The 18,425-nt window shown below is 39.6% G+C and carries 14 protein-coding genes, 1 rRNA gene and 1 pseudogene; 8 read left to right on the top strand and 8 right to left on the bottom strand.

The features are described 5' to 3' along the window. Positions 1 to 30: 30 nt before the first annotated feature. The 6 genes from AAGS61_RS13460 to AAGS61_RS13435 all read left to right on the top strand — a co-directional run bounded on the left by AAGS61_RS13460 (position 31) and on the right by AAGS61_RS13435 (position 7,790). A complete protein-coding gene (locus tag AAGS61_RS13460; RefSeq protein ID WP_391372746.1) occupies positions 31 to 726 on the top strand; it encodes a hypothetical protein in 696 nt (231 codons plus the stop codon). Between the two features lie 522 nt (positions 727 to 1,248). Next, positions 1,249 to 2,358: an extracellular solute-binding protein gene (locus AAGS61_RS13455; RefSeq protein WP_391372743.1), complete on the top strand. Its 1,110-nt coding sequence runs from the start codon at positions 1,249 to 1,251 to the stop codon at positions 2,356 to 2,358. A gap of 135 nt (positions 2,359 to 2,493) precedes the next feature. Next, positions 2,494 to 3,564, top strand: a complete 1,071-nt coding sequence (locus AAGS61_RS13450; RefSeq protein ID WP_391373088.1) for an ABC transporter ATP-binding protein — start codon at positions 2,494 to 2,496, stop codon at positions 3,562 to 3,564. Between the two features lie 12 nt (positions 3,565 to 3,576). Next, complete coding sequence (locus AAGS61_RS13445; protein WP_391372741.1) at positions 3,577 to 5,292, top strand: ABC transporter permease; 1,716 nt, start codon at positions 3,577 to 3,579, stop codon at positions 5,290 to 5,292. A gap of 36 nt (positions 5,293 to 5,328) precedes the next feature. Beyond that, the gene (gene argH, locus AAGS61_RS13440) at positions 5,329 to 6,849 is read left to right on the top strand and encodes an argininosuccinate lyase (RefSeq protein WP_391372738.1); all 1,521 of its coding nucleotides are present in this window, start codon (positions 5,329 to 5,331) and stop codon (positions 6,847 to 6,849) included. Continuing rightward, a complete protein-coding gene (locus AAGS61_RS13435; RefSeq protein ID WP_391372735.1) occupies positions 6,846 to 7,790 on the top strand; it encodes an N-acetylglucosamine kinase in 945 nt (314 codons plus the stop codon). Before argH ends, AAGS61_RS13435 begins: the two co-directional genes overlap by 4 nt. 249 nt (positions 7,791 to 8,039) lie before the next feature. Here AAGS61_RS13435 and AAGS61_RS13430 read toward each other — a convergent pair whose 3' ends face one another. The 4 genes from AAGS61_RS13430 to AAGS61_RS13415 all read right to left on the bottom strand — a co-directional run bounded on the left by AAGS61_RS13430 (position 8,040) and on the right by AAGS61_RS13415 (position 10,916). Beyond that, positions 8,040 to 9,257 (bottom strand): DUF5050 domain-containing protein, encoded by a 1,218-nt coding sequence (locus AAGS61_RS13430; protein ID WP_391372732.1) that lies wholly within the window; start codon positions 9,255 to 9,257, stop codon positions 8,040 to 8,042. A gap of 23 nt (positions 9,258 to 9,280) precedes the next feature. Beyond that, positions 9,281 to 9,541 (bottom strand): metal-sensitive transcriptional regulator, encoded by a 261-nt coding sequence (locus tag AAGS61_RS13425; RefSeq protein WP_391372730.1) that lies wholly within the window; start codon positions 9,539 to 9,541, stop codon positions 9,281 to 9,283. Between the two features lie 94 nt (positions 9,542 to 9,635). After that, positions 9,636 to 10,040 (bottom strand): YkvA family protein, encoded by a 405-nt coding sequence (locus AAGS61_RS13420; protein ID WP_391372727.1) that lies wholly within the window; start codon positions 10,038 to 10,040, stop codon positions 9,636 to 9,638. 168 nt (positions 10,041 to 10,208) lie between these two features. Next, positions 10,209 to 10,916 (bottom strand): glycosyltransferase family 2 protein, encoded by a 708-nt coding sequence (locus AAGS61_RS13415; RefSeq protein ID WP_391372725.1) that lies wholly within the window; start codon positions 10,914 to 10,916, stop codon positions 10,209 to 10,211. A gap of 210 nt (positions 10,917 to 11,126) precedes the next feature. On the opposite strand from AAGS61_RS13415, the gene AAGS61_RS13410 reads away from it, so the two are divergent. After that, positions 11,127 to 13,055, top strand: coding sequence for an SEL1-like repeat protein (locus tag AAGS61_RS13410; protein ID WP_391372723.1), 1,929 nt, complete (start codon positions 11,127 to 11,129; stop codon positions 13,053 to 13,055). Between the two features lie 50 nt (positions 13,056 to 13,105). Here the strand turns inward: AAGS61_RS13410 and AAGS61_RS13405 are convergent, their stop codons facing one another. The 3 genes and pseudogenes from AAGS61_RS13405 to aceA all read right to left on the bottom strand — a co-directional run bounded on the left by AAGS61_RS13405 (position 13,106) and on the right by aceA (position 16,251). Further along, a complete protein-coding gene (locus AAGS61_RS13405) occupies positions 13,106 to 14,278 on the bottom strand; it encodes a pyridoxal-phosphate-dependent aminotransferase family protein (RefSeq protein WP_391372720.1) in 1,173 nt (390 codons plus the stop codon). A gap of 348 nt (positions 14,279 to 14,626) precedes the next feature. Then, positions 14,627 to 14,776, bottom strand: a pseudogene (locus AAGS61_RS13400) (hypothetical protein); the annotation flags it as partial. A gap of 191 nt (positions 14,777 to 14,967) precedes the next feature. Then, positions 14,968 to 16,251 carry an isocitrate lyase gene (gene aceA / locus AAGS61_RS13395; protein ID WP_391372717.1) on the bottom strand — a complete coding sequence of 428 codons (1,284 nt, stop codon included), beginning with the start codon at positions 16,249 to 16,251 and terminating at the stop codon, positions 14,968 to 14,970. Between the two features lie 217 nt (positions 16,252 to 16,468). Here aceA and AAGS61_RS13390 point away from each other — a divergent pair, with 217 nt between their 5' ends. Then, positions 16,469 to 17,140 (top strand): LytTR family DNA-binding domain-containing protein, encoded by a 672-nt coding sequence (locus AAGS61_RS13390; protein WP_391372714.1) that lies wholly within the window; start codon positions 16,469 to 16,471, stop codon positions 17,138 to 17,140. Between the two features lie 1,167 nt (positions 17,141 to 18,307). On the opposite strand, the gene rrf is transcribed toward AAGS61_RS13390, so the two are convergent. Beyond that, positions 18,308 to 18,423, bottom strand: a 5S ribosomal RNA gene (rrf, locus tag AAGS61_RS13385). Between the last annotated feature and the right edge of the window lie 2 nt (positions 18,424 to 18,425).

Raw genomic sequence — 18,425 nt, 5'->3', positions numbered from 1 at the left:
GTTATTTGGTATTTAAGATGGAGGAAATAGATGATTATTGATGATACCTCACAAGATATGCAGAGCTTGAAAAATAAGCACTTGTATTTAGCAATCATGATGCTGATTTTTTGTATATTCTTAACTGATTTAGCTGAATACGTTCTAGTAAACATATTTCATTTTTTTTATGTAACGTATGATGAATCACTCAAACAGCTCATTTTATTTTTATCAATTTTGTTAATGGGGATAATATATTTCTTTAAAAAAAGCAAACAGACTATTATTATTTGTGTATTTTTCCTTGTCTTATTTAATGCCCTTTTATTACAGTCTTACACTGCAATTAATGATACGGGAATCAAAAGAAATCATTTTTTCTTTTTTCACAATCAATATGTTCCTTGGTCTGAAGTATCGGTCGTCAATATTTCAACTAGAAGTAAAGTAAAACTTGCTCATATGCCCAGTACGATTCGAATAAATCCATTTAAAACAGTGATAGAGCCGCAAATTGAAATACATACTAAGCAACATGATATACTATTAAATGATTTTTCTATATCCGAAATCATTCACTTAAAAAAGTGGCTAATTGAACAAGAATCGATGTCGCTTCAAATCTATCCAATACCAGAAAAGTATCGAGATACATATTTTTTAATGAGTCATTCCTACCAAGAGCAGCTGAATGAATTATACGAAATGAAAGAGTCATTCAATGAAAAGATCATTCAATATTAGGCGCTAATGTTATTCCATAACCCAAATACATATTTTTGATATTAAAAAATAACCTTTTTGACTGAATACTGTAGTGTTTTGCCCTTTTACTATGGGCTTTTGCTAGCATACAGTTGGGTTTTGACCGAATACGGTACTGTTTTGCTCGTACCAGTTTGTTTTACCCGGATGCAGCGTGTTTGCGAAGCACGAAGATAACGATATGAACGCTACAAATAGCGGAAGTTTTAGGCTGGTTTATAGGATTGAAGCCGTGCTTGCTTCTTCCACTTCGCTTTCGTAGAAAATCAATTTGAATTTACACACATTCTGATAACTTCACCGTTCATACGGTGAAGTTGTTTTTTATGCTTAACAGCTTATATAACTATTCGGAAATAATACTTCACTGTTTTGTATTGATATACACTTTCCAATTTTTTTGTTGATACAGGGATAAACGTCGACTTATTATTATAAGATTCTAAGAAGCGCAAATATCCGCGCTTGTCGGTGCAACTTTAAAACAAGGAGGTTTTTAGTATGAAAAGATGGGGACTACTTTCTTTATTACTCGTTGTACTCCTCGTATTTTTAACTGCCTGCAACGATGCATCAGATGACACAACGACGAAGAACAATGAAGAAAATGATGCCAATGAAACAGAAACAACAGAAAATGTAGAACAGAGCCCTTCTGGTAAGCTCGTCATTTATACCGGGCGAGATGAAGGATTAGTGCAAGACGTCATTGCGAAATTCAACGAGCGCTACCCTGACATTCAAGTGGAATACATGACAATGGGTGCCCAACAAATTTTAGAGCGTACACGCGGTGAAAAAGCAAACCCACAAGGTGATTTTTGGTGGGGTGGTACACAAGCAGCGATGATGGTCGCGGCCAATGAGGATTTATTAGAATCTTGGGAGCCGTCCTTTGTAGAAGCCATTGATCCACTACATCGTGATCGTGAAAATCGTTGGATTGGTGAAATGTTATTACCGGAAGTCATTATGATTAACCGCGATGTTTTAACACCAGAGGAAGGACCGCAAGACTGGGATGAATTATTGGACCCGAAATGGCAAGATGACATTTTAATTCGTGGTGTTTTAGCATCAGGGACAATGCGTACGATCTACTCCTCTATGATTTACCGTCAAGGGCCTGATACACCGGAAAAAGGCTATGAATGGCTCGCACAATTAGATAAGAATACAAAAGAATATACACAAGATCCAAACGCGCTATATTTAAAATTAACACGTCAAGAAGGTTCGATTTCACTATGGAACTTACAAGATATTTTATTGAAAAAACATACAACCGATTACCCATTCGATTATATTTATCCAGCAAGTGGTGCCCCTATTTTAGTCGATGCAGTCGGGGTTATTAAAAATGCCAAAAATGTAGAAAACGCCAAGCTCTTTGTGGAATTTTTATTTGATAAAGAGATGATGACGGAGCTTTCACATGATTATTATCAAATTCCAACACGAACAGATATTGATTTGGCAGCGATGCCTGATTGGTATCAAGCGCTAGAGCTAAAGACATTCGATATTGATTGGCAAGTCATGGCCGACAAAGAAGCGGAGTGGATGGAATACTGGGATACAAATATTAAAGGAAAAGGCGATAGCTATTAACGAAAGGTCATATTCCGACTGACGATGTAGATGTTTGCACATGTAAGGGTTGCTCCGTGTATTCGGACCAACCCTTTTCTCTTCATTCAGACGGAATGAATTGTATATACCTCAACATAAAGGATGGTGCCTATGATGAAAGGTGTTCGCATTGAAAATGTCACAAAAAGGTTCGGTAATGTACTTGGCGTGAGTGAATTGAACCTTGCGATTCAACCAGGCGAATTTTTCACATTTTTAGGACCAAGTGGTTGCGGGAAAACAACCACTCTTCGAATGATTGCAGGCTTCTATTACCCGACGACAGGGAAAGTCTATTTCGATCAACAAGATGTTACAACATTACAGCCACATAAACGCAATATCGGGATGGTGTTCCAAAACTATGCCCTCTTCCCGCACATGACGGTCGATGAAAATATTGCATTTGGTTTAGAAGTACGGAAAATGTCAAAACCAGCAATCAAACAAAAAGTCGACCGTATCCGAAGTCTCGTTCATCTGACCGAGTATGGTCATCGCAAAATTAATGAACTGTCGGGTGGCCAGCAACAGCGTGTCGCACTTGCACGCGCACTTGTCATTGAACCGGATATTTTATTGTTAGATGAACCCCTTTCCAACCTAGATGCCAAATTACGTGAAGAAACACGGGTGGAAATTAAGCGTATTCAATCCGAACTCGGCGTAACGACGATTTATGTGACGCATGATCAAACAGAAGCGATGTCGATGTCTGACCGCATTATGGTCATGGAAGCAGGTGTCGTCAAACAAATCGGCACACCGCAAGAAATTTATCATCAACCAAATAACCGTTTTGTGGCAACGTTTATCGGGGAAACTAATATGCTAGAACTAAAGGTGAAATCGATTGACCAGGATGTGATCACCGTTGAACATGCGAATGGGCTTATCCTACATGGGCTCACAACAAACTACGCCCAACATATAACACCCGTTTTTGGTGAAACGGTTTACGTCTCTATACGACCTGAAGGCTTTGCAGTAGGTCCTGGTCATAATACGGTCAAAGGGCGTATCGAATTTTTAGAATTTACGGGACTGAGCGTTAATTATATCGTCAATGTACAGGGACTCTCACTTAAAGCGATGATTATTAATGGCGGTAATCAGCTGAAACAAGTGGGAGACGAAATGGAGCTACATATTCCACCGAGAAATCTTTATTTTCTCGGAGAATAGGAGGCGATCACAATGAAGCAGCAAACAGCATCTCACACAAGTTGGTGGTCACGTGCGACACAGTCACCGTATTTTGTTTACTTATTGATTTCGCCATTATTCTTCATTTTATTCGCCTATGTTGTGTATCCATTTTACTCGACATTTTTACAAAGCTTTGCTGGAGACAATCGATTAGCGAACTATGCGAAGTTTTTCAGCTTAGAAAGTTCAGCTAATTTAGAGGCACTATGGAATAGCGTGTATATTTCGGTTCTTAGTGTCATTAGTTGTGCGGTTGTTGGCATTACAATGGCCTTTTTACTTGAGCGCTATGAATTTCCAGGGCGTAGACTATTAGCTGTCCTCGTACTCGTACCAATGGCCTTACCACCACTTGTAGGTGTCCTTTCCTTTACGTTTTTATACGGGGAAAGTGGTATATTTCCACGCTTTTTCCAACAGCTATTCCACTTAGATGAAGTGCCTTTTGCGTTAAAAGGCATATGGGGCGTAGTCATTGTACACACATTTACGATGTACACATATTTTTATTTAACAGCATCTGCTGCGATTAAAGGCCTCGATCCATCACTGGAAGAAGCAGCAACAAGTCTTGGTGCTAGCCGTATTCGTGTATGGCGAAAAGTAATTTTACCAATGCTCACCCCTTCCATTGTTGCATCCTCTCTCCTTGTATTTATGGTATCGATGGCTTCTTATACAGCCCCTCTTATGTTTGGGGTAGAACGTACGATGACGATGCAAATTTACTTAGCACGCACAAACGGGAATTTAGATATGGCCGCAACACAATCCACGATTTTATCGATTGTATCGATTCTATTCTTATTACTCATGCGTTGGTATCAAAATAGGCGCAATTATCAAAACTTGAGTAAAGGCATTAGTGTGCATCGTTCAGAAGTAACATTCAAGCCGTTAAAATATATTTCTATTTTCCTGTCTTTTTTAGGAACATTAATCCTAATTCTGCCGATATTAGTATTAGTACTCATTTCCTTCTCAAAAGACGGGACATGGACTGTACAAATTTTACCGACCGAATATACCTTGAATCATTATAAAGCGCTCTTTACAGATGAGCGTACGTGGCGACCTATTTGGAATTCCATTCAAATGGGGGCCGTCGCAACTGTTGGCAATATTCTTTTTGGTGTCGCTGCTGCCTATGCAATGGTTCGACTAAGCTTTAAAGGGAAATCTTTACTCGATGTATTAATTATGATTCCTTGGGCACTTCCAGGGACTGTTGTTGCCGTCAACTTAATTGCGGCATTTAGTACAGAAAGTGTATTTACGTTTAATCAAGTGTTGATTGGGACGTTTTGGATTTTACCACTTGCCTATTTTGTACGCCACTTACCACTTATATTTCGTTCTACATCCGCTTCTTTAATGCAGCTTGACCAATCGGTTGAAGAAGCCTCTCGTAGCTTAGGTGCATCGTGGTGGTATACATTCAAAAGAATTGTTTTACCATTAACACTTTCTGGTATTATTGCTGGTACACTACTTGCATTTGTGCACAGTATTGGCGAATTTGTTGCATCTATATTGCTCTACAGTACATCTACGATCCCTTTATCTGTCGCCATCTTCCAAAAGCTTTACGCATTTAAATTTGGAACGGCCTGTGCATACGGTGTGCTACAAATTGTGTTAATTTTACTTGTACTGCTAATTTCAGAGAAACTTTCGAAAGGTTCGGCCGGTTCCGCAATATAACTATTTTTATAGCATGTAATGGAGGCAGGTTAAATTATGTTTTTCCAAGATTACAAAAATCATATCAACGAAGTAGAAGGCACTCACTTCCCATCCAATAGCTACCGTCAAATGGTCTTGCAACCTGCATACGACGAAGCAAAACGACACTTTTTAACATCGATGGTGCAAATTCATATTGCCCATTTAAAAATGTTAGAAGAACAAGGGATTGTATCAACGGAAGACGCGAAGAAAATCGGTAAGGCAATCAAAAAATTAGATATCGAATATTACAAAACGAAGGACTATAATCCGCAATTTGAGGATTTATTTTTCCGTATTGAAAATAAACTAATTGAGCTTGGCGGTGATGTAGCAGGGAATCTACACATTGCTAGAAGCCGCAATGATATGGGCATCGCGATTTATCGTATGACTCTACGTAAAAAATTGCTATCACTCATGCAAGAGCTGTTAGATTTATGCTCCTCAATGATTGCATTTGCCGAGGAGCATGTCGATACGATTATGATTGGCTATACGCATACACAGCAAGCACAGCCAACAACGTTTGCACACTATTTAAAAGCGGTCATTAATCAGTTAACGCGTGATTTTGGTCGCTTACAAGCCGCCTATAGTACGATTAACAAAAGTAGTATGGGCGCTGCAGCATTAACCACAACAGGCTTTAATATTAGCCGCGAGCGTATGCAAGAGTTGCTTGCCTTTGACGGCATTATTGAAAATGCTTGGGATGCCGTTGCCGGTGCAGATTATATTGCAGAGGCTGCAAGTGTTGTCCAGCTTGCCGCACTCAATCTTGGTCGTACGTCACAGGACTTCTTATTATGGGCTACGCAAGAATTCAACGCATTCCGCCTAGCAAGTCCGTACGTACAAATTAGCTCGATCATGCCACAAAAACGAAACCCGGTATCGATTGAGCATACACGTTCCCTCTTATCAGCGGTTGTCGGTGATACAGACACGGTGTTAAAAATGATTCATAACACACCATTTGGCGATATTGTCGATACAGAAGATGATATGCAGCCTTATTTATGGCGTGCCATTGACCGACTAATTGGGGTTTATAAGTTATTTGGTAGCTTAGTCATTACGATGAATGTAAACAAAGACAATTTATTAAAGCGTGCGCAAAATAGCTTTGCCAATGTGACAGAGTTAGCAGATACACTCGTACGCTCTGAAAAGATCTCTTTCCGTCAATCCCACAGCATTGTTAGTCGCTGTGTTCGAACATTAATGGAGGCAGACGAAGAATCCCTTGCCAATTTAACATGGGAAATGGCGAATGATAAATCGATTGAAGTAACAGGGAAACCTCTTCATATTGCTAAAAACGATTTCTACAACGCATTAAAGCCGGAGTATTTCGTTCATGTGCGGAAACTTCTAGGTGGGCCAGCGCCTGACACAATGCGCCATTCACTCAAAATAGCAGAAAAGGATGCGACCACAATGGCAGAATGGGTACGTGATAAAGTAGATGCCATTTTACAAGCCGAACAAAAACTTGACGACATGTTACAAGGTTGGGATACAAATTGAACCAAATCATATTAGCTGTAGATGGTGGAGCAACGAAGACCACTTTAACAATTCGTACAACGGATGGGCAGGAGTTATTTGCTGCTACATCCACTGGCTCAAACTATCAAGCAATTGGACGGAATCATGTCCAACAAGTTTTTGAGCAGTTATTAGCACAGGCGAGTACTGCCATTGCCGAACGTGACCTTGTCGTAGCGGTATTTGCGATCGCTGGTATTGATACGAAAGAGGATGCCCGTATCGTACGTGAAATCGTCGTAGCAAGTATGGAAAACTCTATTTTTACTGCACAAAAGCTCATTATCGAAAATGATGTGGAAGCAACTCTTCTAGGGCTTGCAAATGGGCAACCTGCTACCTTACTCATTTCAGGTACGGGTGCCATCTGTTTTAGTTATACAGGTGTAAAGATTGTGCGGGCAGGTGGTTGGGGCCACCGTGCGGGCGATGAAGGAAGCGGCTACTGGCTTGGACAGCAGGTCGCAAAGGCCATTTTCCGTGCTGCAGATGGTCGTGATGAACCGACACTTTTAACAGATATGGTGCTCCGTGATCAGCAGTTAGCCGATGTGGACGCACTCATGAACTGGCTATACCATGCTGATTATACAAATGCGCAGTTGGCCAGCCTCGGGGCTTATGTACAGCAAGCCATTGTGCAAGGTGATCATATAGCCGTGAGAATTGCTCACGAAGCAGCACAGGAACTAACCTTACTCGCAACAACCACATTAAAAAATGCAGGCTATCATACGGGTGCACATACCTTTTACGTAAACGGCGGTGTATTGAAACATAACCCGATCATTTACGAAAAGTTCGTAGAAAGCGTACACGATGTATTTCCTGAAGTACAATTTGAGCTATGTAAAGAAAAGCCGATTGAGTATATCGTCAAAAGAGCCTATCATACAGCTTGCATAGCGACAGATGAATGACGATCCTTGAGATTCTTACTGCAAAGGGGGTGTCCAGAAAGTAAAAACTTTCTGAACACCCCTTTATCCCTTAATAATTATCCATTAAGAAATATTGCTCCTGCGGTGGTCACATCAAAATGCCACCATCCTCGTCGCAAAGGTTCCGTCTCAAAATGTCTTTTCAGACAATCCCTTTGTGTAGAATCTCTTTTTTATCATTTTATAGCAAACACCAAAAAAACTTACTAAACAAAACGCTTAGTAAGTTTAAAGATCTGCTTTTTTTAATCCATCTGCTGTTGTAAAATACAGCATATTTTCTTCGATGAATAAATTGTTCACTTCTTCTTTATGCAATGTTGTGAGTTCGGTTCCGTCTAAGCGCACTTTAGATAAGTATGCACCATTTGAATAATTACTAAAGTACAACCAGTCCCCTGCACCGACGATAAACAATGCTCGGACATCCGCTACACGCTCACTCTCACCTGTCTCTTTATGCACTTTATACAATTTGTTATTATCAGCCGTATTACTGAAATAAATATAGTTGTCCTTTTCATAGCTATCTTGTACAACATGCATATAACGATATTTTGTACTTGTCGCCTTTGGATAATCTACTGCTTGCCACGTATGATCAATCCCCATATCTGCATCATTTAATAAGAAATAATCATACTGTACACCATTGCCACGATCCGGTACAGGATCATTCCATGTGGTATCTAAATGGTACCACTCGCCATCGACTTTCACGAGGTTCCATGCATGTCCACCTGTATATACTTCACCGACAACATACATCGATTCCATACCAAGTGCCTGTAGCAATCTTTGCGCAAATAATGCGTAGCCTTGGCATACCCCTTTTCCTTCATAAGCCACTGCATACGCACTATGTGAACTGGTCGCACTGTCTTCACTATATACAGTATTTTGCACAATGTAATCGTTAACAAACTTCACCTTTTCAAAATCTGTCATTTGTTCAGGTTGGAGTGTTGCCACAATGGATTCAACTAGTCCATTGACACTTTGCTCCTGTGATGGGTTCGTTAAATAACTTTGCTTCACACGAATTGTCGCATCCATTTTTCGATATTCATATTCCATTTCTCGATTGCTTAAATGCCCTTCAATGTACGTATCACGTTTTGCTGCATCTTCTGTTGCGCGTGTTAACATCCGCTCAATATCTGCTGTACTTCCCTTATACTCAATCGTAAAATTCGTTTCAAAACGGCTAAAATAATAGTAAAATGCATCTGCCATCTGTTCTACAGATGTTACTTCAGTTGGTAATGTAGCTAGTTGTTTGGATTGTGTTGTTATTTGTGCGTCTTTTGTAATTTGTCCTGTTGTTACAGGCATCACTGCCTCGTCAACGGTGATTGTATTCGTTTCCAAAAAATCCCTTGCCACGTCATATGCAGGCTTTGCAAAGACCAGTAAAATTACAAGAATCGTTATTCGCTTTAACATACACTCTCCCCAATCCATCCATGTTAGCGGCTTTTCACAACGAGATTAACGGCTTCCTTGATCACTTCATCTACTTTTCCATCATCGCCTTCTGCTTGGCGTACACATTCGACTAAGTTTGTGCTTACAATGACGCCAATTGTACGATCAACTGCTGAACGTACTGCGGATAGTTGTGTAATTACCTCTTTACAATCCTTTCCATCTTCCATCATTTTTAAAACACCTCGAAGTTGTCCTTCCATTCGCTTCACGCGATTTTTCATTGGATCTGTATATTCCATTTTATTTACGCCCTCCTGACACTATTTATTACTACGATAACCTATTTTTTTTAAAATAAAAAGATTTCGCCCTATTAGCGAAACCTTACTTGTCCTATTGCATATCAACTATATCTGTTTTTTCATATACATACCGTTCACCAAACGTTTTCTTTAATAACGCATGGGCATCATTTTTCATGTCATCATCAATACTCATAAACACTTTGGCTAGCGCGGTTGTTAAGACGACTAAATCATCGGATAAACCTACAACCGGTAAAATATCTGCTACCACATCTAACGGTAAAATGAAATAGCCTAATGCCCCAAGGATAATCATTTTATTGCCTTTTGACATATTTGGACTTTTTAGTGCTGTATATAAGGTAGCTGCTGTGTGCAGTCCTTTAAACCCGAGTTTAGTTCCATATTTTTTTAGCGTTTTGAAAAAATCTTTCTCTGAATAATGTTGCTCTTTATCTTCAATCATTTGTTCCATCGACTGCTTTTCATCCATACAAAACGCTCCCTTCACACCAAAATAAGTACTACAGTATTAGGAATTCCCTGCAAGGATTATAAATGGTAGCCCTGTAGTACTTATTAATATGTACGAAAAACGGCAAAAAAAGTTTCACTCACAATCAATTTGGTCTATTTTTTAGAAAGATACCGGTGGGTAAACTTATACTTTCCGATTTCCTAAAAAAGTCGTCCATATTTGCTGCAGCATTTTTTTCGGATCAATAATTTCATCGTAATTCATAATAGAGTTTTTACGCACCTTAGCGTGACCAATCGGAATCTCATAAATCGGGACATCTCGACGAAGTGCCTCGACTAACATATTCGTATCAAAATTAAAGTGTTCTCCAGGTACTTTTTGTAGCCAGCTTAATTCACTCCTTGGAATATAGCGGAGCCCTGTTTGAATATCGAGCAATCTGCGACGGAATAACAATTCAAACAACATAGACGCTGCTCGGTTACCAAGAAAGCTAAACATAGGCATTTCTCTGGAGCCAAAATGCCTTACCCCTAACACAATCCCATCTGAAAACAATTTTGCCGATTCAAGCATCAATTGTATATCGCTTAACGTATGTTGCCCATGTGCTCCTACTGTTAATACACCCGCTATGTCTTTTTCATGCTGCAAAATATAATGAAAACCTGATTTTAAAGCGCTCCCTTTTCCTTTATTTTGTAGATGATCAATGACAATGCATTGCAGGTCTTGTCGAAATTCATTAAAAATAGGTGCATATTTTTCTTCACTGCCATCATTAACAATGACTATTTTGGTCACAGCTGTTTTTTTCAACTGCTCCACAAAGGAAATAAATGACTGCAAAGGATTTAATGCAGGTATAACGACAATCACATCTTCCACTATGTATGCCCCTCTCCCAAATACAAACCCGATTATTTACTTAAAATTGTATAGTTGTTGGAAAAAGAATTCAATGGGCTTCCATTTTTATACGGCTTTTATGCGCACATATTTGGGAAATCATACTAATTTACATTGAATTTATCTTAAACTACCCGATAAAAAGAATACTTATCGAAAGAGAACGTTGTGATACAAGGGGGGATTTCTATGGCGATTGACCGGGATGTACTAACACAATTATGCAATACTATACCAGATTCACATCGACCATTAGCTGAACACTTACAAGCAGCTGCTCGCTATACGATTTCGAATCCTAGCTTGTCTCTGCAAAAATCAAAAATTGCACTCGGCATTATAATCCGAGATTTATATGAAAAAGAAATGAAGAAACATGTATCCCATACAGCGATTCGACTTTTATTAAACAACAAAAACTTTATCGCAAAAATTCATCCACGTCGCATCTATTTACTCATGAATTTAGTATATAAAATGACGGCTACACCTTCGAATGACATTGTTCATTCCAAAGCATCGAAAATCGTTATTGAATATTTAATTGATATTTGTGAATGGTATTTACATCGTATCAAAAAAGGAGAACAGTTGGCTGCTTCTGCTTTTTTTAACATCGATGAACCGAATGAAACAATATCGAATCATACTATGATGGATGTAGACTTTGCGGCAGATGATTTCGAAGCAGCCGCCCAGTGGTTTTTAGTTGCGGCTAATAAGGGAAATGCGAGTGCACAATACAATCTTGGGGTGCTCTATAATCACGGGCGCGGGGTGAAGCAAAGCTATGAGGAAGCCGCTAAATGGTACACATTAGCTGCGGAGCAAGGGGATACGAATGCACAGTACTCACTTGGTGTACTGTATCAACTTGGTCAAGGTGTCACACAAGACTACGAGCAGGCCGCGGCATTATATGAAATGGCTGCTAAACATGGCAATGCGGACGCGCAGTATAATCTAGGCTCCTTATACAATCAAGGAAATGGGGTTTCACGTGACTTTTATGAAGCTGCTAAATGGTATCAGTTAGCAGCTTCACAAGGTAATACGAGTGCACAAAATAACTTAGGCTTCCTATACCATAACGGCACAGGTGTCACACAAAGCTTTAAAAAAGCAAAGGAGCTGTTTGAACAAGCAGCAAACGCTGACGACCCGAGTGCCCAGTACAACCTGGGCTACTTGTATAGTAAAGGGCGCGGGGTCGAACAAAATATGCCAAAAGCCGCGCAATGGTTTTTAAAAGCGGCGATGCAAGGACATACAAATGCACAATTTCAACTGGCTCTTTGTTATAAAGCTGGAAACGGTGTCGAAAAAAATGAAAAAGAAGCGATTAAATGGCTCACTGTCGCGGCAAATGAAGGGCATACGAATGCACAATATTCACTCGGTCTTTTCTATAAACAGCAATCATCGAAAAAATCAAGTCAGCATGCAATTGAATGGCTATCGAAAGCGGCCGCCAATGAACATATTAGTGCAAGCTTTGATTTAGCACTCCTTTATAAAGCAGACAATCAATTAGAAGCCGCCTTTAAATGGTTAAAAAGAGCAGCTATTAAAGGACACACGGAAGCACAGTATGAACTGGCTCTATTTTATTTACACGGTGAATTTGTTCCACAAAACTACGCAGAAGCATTGAAATGGCTACGTGCTGCGGCCAATCAAAGTCATACACAAGCCGAATTCGAGCTCGGATTATTGTACGAAAATGGACTTGGCACGACGCGTAATTATGATGAAGCACGTCAATGTTATCGCCTAGCCGCTGAGCAAGGACATATTGAAGCCAAATACAAGCTCGGCAATATTTACGATAAAGGCCTAGGTGTAAACGTAGATCACACAGAGGCAGCAAAATGGATTCAACAGGCTGCCCATGCTGGATTCGCAAAGGCACAATTCCAACTTGCCCAAATGCATACACAGGGTGAAGGTGTGCCACAAGACTATGTAGAAGCGGCAAAATGGTATAAACTTTCCGCTAACCAAGGACATACCAAAGCACAATTCCAACTCGGTATGCTCTATAAAAAAGGGCTCGGAGTGGCACAAGACTATGTAGAAGCCACTCGTTGGTTAAAGCAATCGATTGGTGGAGAGTAAGTTATAAACAACAAACAGGCGCCCCGTGCTGTATATGGGACGCCCATTCTTTACTTTACATAAATAGTGAATTCTTGATGTAGTATATCTACTGCCTGTTCAATATCCACCTGCACACCTTGCTCCATTAGTACTTCGCCAATTAAACGAATCGCTTTTTCAAGTTGCTCTGGTGTCGTATTCCCCATATGGCCGATACGGAATGCTTTGCCTGCTAAATGTGCGAGCGAACCTGCAACAACAACGCCGCGGCTCGCTAAGCTACTGCGGAAAGCAGCATCTTCTACCCCTTCAGGATATAACATACAGCTGAGTGTCGCAGCTGCTACCTCTTCATCTGCTAATGGCGTCATACCATAGCTACGAAGTGCCTCACGTACTGCTCGTCCATACATGATATGACGTGCCTCGCGCTGTTCCATCCCTTCTGCTAACACCATTTCCAATGCCTTATCATACGCATAAATTAAATTGACCGGTGGCGTTGCAAAATAATTGGCTGGGTTGTCCATAATAGGGCGCCAGTTATGAATGTCTGCGTAATAAGCACGTACTGTCTCTAGTGCTTCACGCGCAGCTAATGCCTGTTTGCTAAATGCAATAATTGCTAAACCTGGTGGTACACCAATCGCCTTTTGTGAACCAGTTAACGCGATATCAATTTTATAGGCTTCATTGCCACCATATGCTTTACTCATATCTTCTTGCAGGGCTGCCGTTGCGACAACACCATCTACAATAGCTAACGCGCCTACTGCTTTAATAAGTGGAATCAGTGCCTCTAAGTCAGATGCTACCCCTGTTGACGTATCCGCATGTGTCACTGTCACAGCTTTGTATGTGTGACTGGCTAGCTGTTCACGTACTGCGTCCATTTCAACACGTTTCCCCCACTCAGCCTGCAGTACATCGACTTCAATCCCATATGCTTTCGCAAGCGGCGTGAATCGATCACCAAAATAACCATGACTAATGACAAGTAGCCTCTCCCCTTCTGCTACTGTGTTCACAATGGCCATTTCCATCGCCAGTGTACCAGAGCCTGCTACTACATACACTTCGCCATCTGTATTAAATAATTTCTTTGTATTTTCAATCGCACGTTTATAAATAGCCACAAAGCGTGCATCTGTATGTCCTCTTGTTTCACTTGCAAGCGCTTCATAAATTTCATCGACAACAGGTGTCGGTCCTGGAACGAGTAGAATTTCTTTATTTTTCATTTACGATTGCCCCCTCTTGGTAATCTCTCCCACAACCACATCATATAACTTTCTGAAAATTTTATCAATGGAAAGAAGATTTATAGATTTCCACCATATTCTCTATACAAAAAAATGTCTCCCTAGTCCCATCATGACTAGAAAGACATTCTCCCCTTTTATAAGAATCTTACACAATTCTTTATAATAGACCCCTTGTTTAAACGCTATATACTTTATTTAATGGGAGGCAAAACCCATGTTCAAAAGTCTTCTCCTATCACAACTCCGTGAAAATTATGGTAGGAAATGAATAAAATTTACGAATTATTATAGTAGAGTTTTCATGTCTAACAAACAATGAATTAGCTAATCTTTTTCATAACCAGGTAATGTTAGAAAAGCGACAAAGTCATCTTGCTCGATTAAAGGTTTGAAAAGTGCAGTCGCTTCGGCATAACGACTACTTTCATCAGCTTGTTCCCCAACAGCTTCTTTAATTTTTGCAAGTTCTTCGTCTAGTACTTCAAGTACGGTTTATATCATTACTTTGCATCGCTCTTCTGTAATGCTACCCTCTGGAATGGCTTAGCCGTTACAGAAGTTCAAGATGCTTCATTTATTAGATACACTAATACTCTAGTAAATAGAGTATTAGTGTACAATCATTACAATTTGTTTAAGCAATCGCTACTCTTTGTAACAATCTCTTATGCGAATTGTTCAGTTTCTGTAGAACCAGCCATTGCAGTTGTTGATGATTGACCACCTGAAATTGTTTGTGATACTTCATCAAAGTAACCAGTACCAACTTCACGTTGGTGACGAGTTGCTGTGTAACCTTTAGACTCTGCAGCGAACTCAGCTTGTTGTAGCTTAGAGTAAGCAGCCATACCGTTGTCTTTATAGTCATGCGCAAGCTCGAACATTGAGTAGTTTAAGCTGTGGAAACCAGCTAATGTGATGAATTGGAACTTGTAGCCAAGTTTACCTAATTCGCGTTGGTATTCTGCGATTTCTTCGTCAGAAAGTTTTGCTTTCCAGTTGAATGATGGAGAGCAGTTATATGCTAACATCTTCCCTGGGAATTTAGCGTGGATTGCCGTAGCGAATTCACGAGCTTCTTCTAAAGATGGGTGAGATGTTTCACACCAGATTAGATCTGCGTATGGCGCATATGCTAAACCACGAGCGATTGCTTGCTTAATACCAGCATTTGTACGGAAGAAACCTTCTGGTGTACGTTCGCCAGTGATGAACTCTGCATCGCGTGGATCGATATCTGAAGTTACCATGTCAGCTGCATCTGCATCTGTACGAGCGATTAAAACTGTATCAACACCCATTACGTCAGCTGCAAGACGAGCTGCAACTAAGTTACGGATTGCATTTTGAGTTGGAAGTAATACTTTACCACCTAAGTGACCGCATTTTTTCTCAGAAGCTAATTGGTCTTCTAAGTGAACGCCTGAAGCACCCGCTTCAATCATGCCTTTTACAAGCTCGAATACGTTTAATGGACCACCGAAACCAGCCTCAGCATCTGCTACGATTGGTGCGAACCAGTCAAAACCATCTTCACGGCCCTCTGAATGGTCGATTTGGTCTGCACGTTGTAGCGCTTGGTTAATACGTTTAACTACAGCTGGTACAGAGTTTGCTGGGTATAATGATTGGTCAGGATACATTTGACCAGAAAGGTTTGCGTCTGCTGCTACTTGCCACCCCGATAAGTAGATTGCTTTTAAACCTGCTTTAACTTGTTGAACTGCTTGGTTACCAGTTAGGGCACCTAAAGCGTTGATGAATGGTTCTGTGTGTAAAGAATTCCAAAGACGAGCTGCACCACGTTTAGCTAATGTTTGCTCTAGTACTACTGAACCTTGTAATTTTACTACCTCTTCAGCTGAATATGCACGTTCGATGCCTTTCCAGCGTGGGTTTTCTGCCCAATCTTTTTGTAGAGCTTCAATCTTTTCTTGACGAGTTGACATGTTACATTTCCACCTTCCCAATTGTCTAATAAGATACTCTGCTAAGAAAACATTTTAAATACTGTTCCATAACAGGTATACTTGTTGTAAATTAATATATAACAGACTTCATTTTTTTTCATTATTTTCTGACAAAACACCTGAAATTAATGATGAAATAGTTTATAGTTGGGATGAAATGTAAAAATACATATAATACAGAGGGGGAATGTTTTATATGAAACAAGGGGATATCATTATTGATCGAAAAGTCTTGGACCAATATAAAACTATATTAGAAGATTGGATTCCAAAAAGTGCAGCCATTGCGATAGCTGTAGAGAATACGTATGTATATTTTGAAGGTGGTAGCCACGATCTTCAATTAGAGGTAGGTACAGCTGTCAAGCAAGATAGTCTCACATACCGTGTTTTACAATCACAAAGTAAATTAGACGCCGTAATGGATAATTCTTTATTTGACACACCTTATTATGCTATCGGTTATCCCATTACAATTGATGGTCGAAATGCTGCGCTTGTCGTCGTATTACCATCAACATTTTCACCAAAAAAACAAGAGCCTTATCGTTTTTTAACAGGAAAACAGAATGAAGATTGGAGTCCCATACCGATTGGGGAAATTTCACATATTGAGAGCTTACAAAAGCGTACATGGTTTTATCGAAACGGGGAGCAATATAAAACATCGGTGACATTAAAAGAACTAGAAATCCGATTACCACATATGTTTATTCGGATTCACCGATCTTACATTATTAACATTCACTTTATTAAAAAGATTTCACGCGATATTACATCGAATTTTATTATTTTAATGAAAGATGGCACCGAGCTACCTGTAAGCCAATCGTACATGAACAGTATTCGTACAATATTGGAATTTTAACTGCTTTCAGCTGAAGCAAAATACGCATATATTCCGTAAGAGGGCCCCTTTACGCTAAAGTGAGAGTGAATTTTTATGCTATGATTAGTAATTCAAACACATCACTGATAAAGGAATATATCAAAAATTCATTTGCTCATAGACTAACAACAAAAAGAGGCGACCGATGATTTTTTCATCAATTGCCTCTTTTCATATTCATTTCCTTAATTCGGTACCGAATGTATTTGGTTTTTAGCTCCATATAGAAGCTCCCTGTCCGAGTTAGAATTTATCAAGACACTGATGAAGAATCACATAGCTTTAATCTCCATCGTTAGCACTAGTATGGGGAACATCCAAATTTATTTTCGAAATTAGACCAGCCATAACATATCAAAATTACCGAATCCTTTATTCTGGAATTTACTATGGAGGGAATAGAAGATTACATTTTACTTTAGCATTACATCCCTATTAATGATATATGGCTAGGTAATTGAAAGAGGAGGTGCTCATATGAGAAACAGATGTCACACTTCATTCACTTACTGGACTAGGAAATCCCCCTATGAGAGATAAACTTTTACCTAGCGTTACGAAAAAAATTTCACTAAAAACACAATACTAACTGAAAATCCTATTTCAACAAATACGGTTGTCAATAAATTTGAAGTAGTCGCTTCAGATCCTCTAATTTTATGTACAAATGTAAGTAAATATATTGAAGTTATGCTTCATAATACACTAAAGACAAATTCCATCATGAGGACTACTCTGATTATCTCGATGTACCGATGTCGTCTTCATCTCCTCCTTCACAGCGCAATGTTCTTATATGACCAGCTTACAGTCTATAATATCGTAGCTACAGTTGGGTTCAGCCTAAACACCCCTGATGAGAGTATCAAGTATATATGGCAGCTAGATTCGAGAATAAGGAGTAGATAACGTGTAGATATGGCAGATATAAGAAAGCATCATCACAGGGTATTTGGAATGATAATAGCTGAACCACATGACTCAGAGCACCTCCATCCTAAAAAGAATGGAAATAAATAAAAAACACCCAATAATATTTATCTCAGCTCTGAAAATAGATAGCATGTATTATTATAGAACCGTATTTTATTATATTTATTAAAGACAAAAAAAAAAAGTCTGAGAAATTCTCAGACCTTTGATTGTGCCTAGCGACGTCCTACTCTCACAGGGGGAAGCCCCCAACTACCATCGGCGCTAAAGAGCTTAACTTCCGTGTTCGGTATGGGAACGGGTGTGACCTCTTTGCCATCATCACTAGACT

Source organism: Lysinibacillus sp. KU-BSD001, from assembly GCF_042920265.1.
Taxonomy (GTDB): domain Bacteria; phylum Bacillota; class Bacilli; order Bacillales_A; family Planococcaceae; genus Lysinibacillus_B.
This window is presented reverse-complemented; position numbering and strand designations above follow the sequence as displayed.

Coding starts and splice junctions, on each gene's coding strand:
- AAGS61_RS13460 (WP_391372746.1), top strand. CDS start 31: ATGATTATTGATGATACCTCACAAGATATGCAGAGCTTGAAAAATAAG.
- AAGS61_RS13455 (WP_391372743.1), top strand. CDS start 1,249: ATGAAAAGATGGGGACTACTTTCTTTATTACTCGTTGTACTCCTCGTA.
- AAGS61_RS13450 (WP_391373088.1), top strand. CDS start 2,494: ATGAAAGGTGTTCGCATTGAAAATGTCACAAAAAGGTTCGGTAATGTA.
- AAGS61_RS13445 (WP_391372741.1), top strand. CDS start 3,577: ATGAAGCAGCAAACAGCATCTCACACAAGTTGGTGGTCACGTGCGACA.
- argH (WP_391372738.1), top strand. CDS start 5,329: ATGTTTTTCCAAGATTACAAAAATCATATCAACGAAGTAGAAGGCACT.
- AAGS61_RS13430 (WP_391372732.1), bottom strand. CDS start 9,257: ATGTTAAAGCGAATAACGATTCTTGTAATTTTACTGGTCTTTGCAAAG.
- AAGS61_RS13425 (WP_391372730.1), bottom strand. CDS start 9,541: ATGGAATATACAGATCCAATGAAAAATCGCGTGAAGCGAATGGAAGGA.
- AAGS61_RS13420 (WP_391372727.1), bottom strand. CDS start 10,040: ATGGATGAAAAGCAGTCGATGGAACAAATGATTGAAGATAAAGAGCAA.
- AAGS61_RS13410 (WP_391372723.1), top strand. CDS start 11,127: ATGGCGATTGACCGGGATGTACTAACACAATTATGCAATACTATACCA.
- AAGS61_RS13405 (WP_391372720.1), bottom strand. CDS start 14,278: ATGAAAAATAAAGAAATTCTACTCGTTCCAGGACCGACACCTGTTGTC.
- aceA (WP_391372717.1), bottom strand. CDS start 16,251: ATGTCAACTCGTCAAGAAAAGATTGAAGCTCTACAAAAAGATTGGGCA.
- AAGS61_RS13390 (WP_391372714.1), top strand. CDS start 16,469: ATGAAACAAGGGGATATCATTATTGATCGAAAAGTCTTGGACCAATAT.